Origin of the sequence: Mycobacterium sp., from assembly GCF_039583805.1 — a bacterium.
Classification (GTDB): Bacteria; Actinomycetota; Actinomycetes; order Mycobacteriales; family Mycobacteriaceae; genus Mycobacterium.
This window is the reverse complement of the sequence record NZ_JAVKSH010000040.1, coordinates 18,205-23,190: the sequence shown is the minus strand read 5'-3', so window position 1 is coordinate 23,190 and position 4,986 is coordinate 18,205. Positions and strand designations below refer to the sequence as shown.

General features: G+C 71.2%; 5 protein-coding genes and 1 pseudogene. 4 read left to right on the top strand and 2 right to left on the bottom strand.

Annotated elements, in window-relative coordinates; genetic code table 11:
- Nucleotides 1-77 precede the first annotated feature (77 nt).
- On the top strand, nucleotides 78-566 hold the full coding sequence (locus ABDW21_RS07510) for an inorganic diphosphatase (RefSeq protein ID WP_343600872.1): 489 nt from the start codon (nucleotides 78-80) through the stop codon (nucleotides 564-566).
- 9 nt (nucleotides 567-575) lie between these two features.
- On the opposite strand, the gene ABDW21_RS07505 is transcribed toward ABDW21_RS07510, so the two are convergent.
- Nucleotides 576-1,676, bottom strand: a complete 1,101-nt coding sequence (locus tag ABDW21_RS07505; protein ID WP_343600871.1) for a DUF475 domain-containing protein — start codon at nucleotides 1,674-1,676, stop codon at nucleotides 576-578.
- A gap of 193 nt (nucleotides 1,677-1,869) precedes the next feature.
- On the opposite strand from ABDW21_RS07505, the gene ABDW21_RS07500 reads away from it, so the two are divergent.
- The 3 genes from ABDW21_RS07500 to ABDW21_RS07490 are packed head-to-tail and all read left to right on the top strand — an operon-like array spanning nucleotide 1,870 to nucleotide 4,188.
- Nucleotides 1,870-3,138 (top strand): hypothetical protein, encoded by a 1,269-nt coding sequence (locus tag ABDW21_RS07500; RefSeq protein WP_343600870.1) that lies wholly within the window; start codon nucleotides 1,870-1,872, stop codon nucleotides 3,136-3,138.
- A 25-nt stretch (nucleotides 3,139-3,163) separates the two neighbouring features.
- Entirely contained in the window at nucleotides 3,164-3,850 is a 687-nt protein-coding gene (locus ABDW21_RS07495; protein ID WP_343600869.1) for a glycosyltransferase family 2 protein, read from the top strand.
- Nucleotides 3,847-4,188: a DUF2304 domain-containing protein gene (locus tag ABDW21_RS07490; protein ID WP_343600868.1), complete on the top strand. Its 342-nt coding sequence runs from the start codon at nucleotides 3,847-3,849 to the stop codon at nucleotides 4,186-4,188. The genes ABDW21_RS07495 and ABDW21_RS07490 overlap by 4 nt, the downstream gene beginning before the upstream one ends.
- Nucleotides 4,189-4,286: 98 nt before the next feature.
- Here the strand turns inward: ABDW21_RS07490 and ABDW21_RS07485 are convergent.
- Nucleotides 4,287-4,986 (bottom strand): annotated as a pseudogene (locus tag ABDW21_RS07485) (hypothetical protein); the annotation flags it as partial.

Here is a 4,986-nt window from a genome sequence, read left to right as displayed (position 1 = left end):
CAGCGCTTGAGCCACCAGCGCTTGAGCCACCAGCGCTTGAGCCACCAGATAGTGAACCCCCGGAAGGAGCCGAGACTGTGCAGTTCGACGTGACCATCGAGATACCCAAAGGCCAGCGCAACAAATACGAGGTCGACCACGAGAGCGGGCGGATTCGCCTGGACCGCTACCTGTACACGTCGATGGTCTACCCGACCGACTACGGCTTCATCGAAGACACTCTGGGCGAGGACGGCGACCCGCTGGACGCCCTGGTGTTGCTGCCCGAGCCGCTGTTCCCGGGGGTCGGCCTCACGGCGCGGCCGGTGGGGATGTTCGAGATGACCGACGAACACGGCGGCGACGCCAAGGTGCTGTGCGTGCCTGCCGATGATCACCGCTGGGATCACGTCACCGACATCGGCGACGTGCCCACCTACGAGCTGGACGTCATCAAGCACTTCTTCTCGCAGTACAAGGCCCTGGAGCCGGGCAAATTCGTCAAGGCCGCGGACTGGGTGGGCCGCGCCGAAGCCGAGGCCGAGGTGCAACGCTCGATCGAGCGTTTCAAGACCGCCGGGCACTGACCGGTCGCCTCACCCCGTGGTGACCGGCGTCGGCAGGCCGGTCGCCGGCGCGGCTCGCCGGTTTCGCCGCACGCTCCCGGCGAACGCCGCGCCGACCACCACCGCACCCACCAGCGCGGTCACCACCTCGGGGACCTGGAAACGCGGGTCGACGGACAGCAGCAGGATCACCGCCAACGCGCCGATCACCCAGTGCGCGCCGTGTTCCAGGTAGACGTAGCGTTGCAGCGCCGCCCGGCGAACCAGGCCGATCGTGATCGGGCGGACGAACACCGCGCCGATGACGCCCAGCCCCAGCACGATGATGACCGGGTCGGAGGTGATGGCGAAGGCGCCCGTCACGCCGTCGAAGGAGAACGCGGCGTCGAGCACCTCGAGGTAGACGAACGAGACGAAGCCGGCCTTTCCGGCGGCGGGAGCGCTGCGGGGGACCTCGCCGGCGCCCGGCGGGCGAAACGCCGTGCTCAGGCCGTCGACAACCAAGTACGCCACCAGGCCCAGCACGCCGGCCGTCAGCACCGCCGCGCAGTGGTCGCGGGAGTGCGTCAACCAGGTGGCGACCGTCACCAACACGCCGGCCGCCACCACCACCGGCGACTGACCGAGCCGGCCGACACGGGCCAACGGAATTTCGACGTACGTCAGCCACTTGACGTCACGGTCGTGAAAAGCGAAGTCCAAGAACAACATCAGCAGAAACATCCCACCGAACGCGGCGATCTTCGGGTGCGCTTCCGCGATGAGGTTCGCGTAACGAGCTGTGTCGCCGTCGAATTCGAGTGCCCCCCGCGACGGGGGATGAAGCGCCAGGGCCAGCACCCGCCCCGGGTCCATTCCCGCGGTTGCCCAGACGATGGCCAGCGGCAGCAGCAGGCGCGCACCGAACACCGCGACCAGGATCCCGACCGTCAAGAACATCTGCTGCCAGAAGAGGCTCATCCGCGCCAGCACGGCGGCATTGACGACGGCGTTGTCGAACGACAGCGAGACCTCCAGGAGGCCCAACACCAGCAGCAGGACCACGGCAGCCGGTCCGCCGCGCAGATAGCCCAGCACCAACGCAACGACGGCCACCGCCAGCGCGATGCCAAAACCGCGGAATGTCGCCATGTGTCCTTCCTGAGCGCCCCCGACCATAGCGGCGGGCTGCGGTCGCGGCCTGCAGGACACGACCGGCCCTGTGGATAGCCGGGATCGGGCGTGGCGGGCGACGGCGGCCCGCGCCGCGTATTTTCCTGAGGTGGCGACGGTAGTTTCGTACCGTGGCCACGCCGAAGGTCCCCGGACACCGGCTGACGCGGAGGTGACCGAGAAGGTGACCGACACGTCGGCGTCCTATCCCTTTGGCGGCGCGTCCACCGGGCCGGTCGCCCGCGGCAGCGTGGCCCGGGTGGGCACGGCGACCGTGCTGACCGCGCTGTGCGGCTACGCGGTGGTCTACCTGGCGGCGCGAGACCTGGCGCCCGTCGGCTTCTCGGTGTTCGCGGTCTTCTGGGGGGCGTTCGGCCTGGTCACCGGGGCCGCCAACGGCTTGTTGCAGGAGACCACCCGGGAGATCCGCTCGGCGCGCCGCACCGATGACGCGGCGGGCGGCCAGACCCGCCCGCTGCGGGCGGCCGCACTGGTCGGCGTCGCCACGGCCGCGGCGATCGCAGCCACCTCTCCGCTGTGGAGCAGCCGGGTGTTCGCCGACGCCCGCTGGCTCTCGGTGGGGCTGCTCAGCGTCGGGCTGGCCGGATTCTGCCTGCACGCCACGTTGCTGGGCATGCTGGCCGGATCCGACCGCTGGACCCAGTACGGGGCGCTGATGGTGACCGACGCCGTGATCCGGGTGGCGGTCGCGGCGGGCGCTCTCTCCAGAGGACTCGCCGGTTTCCTGTGGGCCACCGTCGCGGGCTCGGTGGCGTGGCTGGTCATGCTGGCGGTCTCGCCCGCGACGCGGGCCGCGGCCCAGCTGCGCACCCGTTGCGCTGCCACGACCTTCCTGCGCGGCGCGGCACATTCGGTTACCGCGGCGGGTGCCAGCGCGATCCTGGTGATGGGTTTTCCGGTGCTGCTGCAGGCGACGTCCACCGAGCTGGGCGCCACCGGCGGTGTGGTGATCCTGGCCGTCACGTTGACCCGTGCGCCGCTGCTGGTGCCGCTGACCGCGATGCAGGGCAACCTGATCGCCCATTTCAGCGACAAGCGCGCGGATCGGCTGCGGGCACTGGTCGCCCCGGCGGCAGTGGTCGGGGGAATCGGCGCAGTCGGTGTGCTGGCCGCCGGGCTGGCGGGCCCGTGGATCCTGCGTGTCGTGTTCGGGCCGGACTATCGCGCCGGCGGCCCGTTGCTGGCGTGGTTGACGGCCGGAGCGGTGGCGATCGCCATGCTGACGCTGACCGGCGCCGCCGCAGTGGCGGCGGCGCTCCATCGCGCCTACGCGCTGGGCTGGGTCGGCGCGACGGTGGCCTCGACGTTGCTGCTGCTGCTGCCGTTGTCGCTGGAGACCCGCACCGTGGTCGCACTGCTGTGCGGTCCGGCGGCGGGAATCGGCGTGCATCTGGCCGCGCTGGCCCGCCCGAACAGCTGACCGGCGTGTAACTTGTTGTTACGAAATGGGTTATACCGGCGTCTGGATCGTGGTCCCGGCCTTCAACGAAGCCGGTGTGATCGGCGACGTCGTCGCCGGCCTGCGCGCGACTTTCGACAACGTCGTCTGTGTCGACGACGGTAGCCGCGACGACACCGGTGCGATCGCGCTGCGGGCCGGGGCGCACCTGGTGCGCCACCCGGTGAATCTGGGCCAGGGTGCGGCCATCCAGACCGGCGTCGAGTACGCCCGCAGTCAACCCGGCGCGCGGTATTTCGCCACCTTCGACGGCGACGGCCAGCACCGCGTCAAGGACGTGGCCGCGATGGTCGACCGGCTTTGCGCGGGGGATGTCGACGTCGTGATCGGGACCCGGTTCGGTCCGGGGGTGTCCAGGCCGCCGCTGGCCAAGCGAATCGTGCTGCGGACCGCCGCGTGGCTGAGCCCGCGCGGGCGCCGGCTGGGACTCACCGACACCAACAACGGCTTGCGAGTTTTCAACAAAACCGTCGCCGACGGACTCGACATCACCATGAACGGGATGAGCCACGCCACCGAATTCGTCATGCTGATCGCCGAAAACCATTGGCGGGTCGCCGAAGAACCGGTCGAGGTGCTCTACACCGACTACTCCAAATCCAAGGGCCAGCCGCTTCTCAACGGCGTCAACATCATCTTTGACGGATTCCTGCGAGGAAGGATGCCGCGGTGAACTGGATTCAGGTGCTGCTGATCTTCTCGATCATCACACTGCTGGTGTACCTGTTGCGTTCGCGGCGAAGCGCCCAGTCGCGGGCCTGGGTCAAGGTCGGTTACATATTGTTCGTGTTCGCGGCCGTCTACGCCATCCTGCGGCCCAACGACACCACCGTGCTGGCGCACTTCGTGGGCGTGGCACGCGGCGCCGACCTGATGCTGTACGGGCTGATCATCGCGTTCGTCTTCACCACGCTCAGCGCCTACCTGCGGTTCAAGGACCTGGAGCTGCGGTACGCCCGGCTGGCCCGTGCCATCGCCGTGCAGACCGCGCAAAAACCCGACCGGCAGTAGCCGTTTCGACCCGGGCAAGCCCCCGGGGATGCCCGTTGACGGGTGGGTGATGCTCGGCCTCGCCACGTTCATTCTCGGTTCGTTCTCGGCCAACGGCTTCACGGCTGACTGCCCGACGCGGCCGCGGCGCTGCCGGGTTTGCCGTCCGGCACACCGGTACCACCGGGGCCGCCGCTCCCGCCGGTGGCGCTGTAGCCGTCGGCACCGCTCTGGCCTGCGGTGCCGCCGTCACCTCCGTTGCCGCCCGGGCCGACCTGCCCGGCCGGATTGCCGGGGCCGCCGGCACCGCCGTCGCCGCCCGTGCCGCCGACACCCCCGGCACCGCCGGTGCCCACCGACGTCAGTGCGGCGCCGCCCGGACCGCCGGCACCGCCGACACCACCCGTGCCGCCAGCCTCGCCAGGGCCGCCCGGGCTGCCGGCGGGGCCGCCCTGTCCGCCGTCGCCGCCGGCTCCGCCGACCCCGCCCGTGCCGCCGGTTCCGCTCGACGTCACCGCACCGCCCGCGCCGCCCGTGCCGCCATTGCCGCCGGCACCGCCGACACCGCCGGCGTAACCGGTTCCGCCGGGGCCGCCGTCACCACCGGGGCCGCCGGCCGCGACGACGGAAGAGCTGGCGCCGGCGGCGGCAGCGCCGCCGTCGCCCCCGTTGCCGCCGGTGCCGCCGGCGCCGCCGCCGGGGTGGCTGGAGGTGCCGTCCCCGCCGTCGCCACCGTTACCGCCGGCGCCGCCGGCCTGGCTGAAGCCGCCGGCGGCCTGCCCCATGGTGCCCTCACCGGCGTTGCCGCCGTCGCCGCCG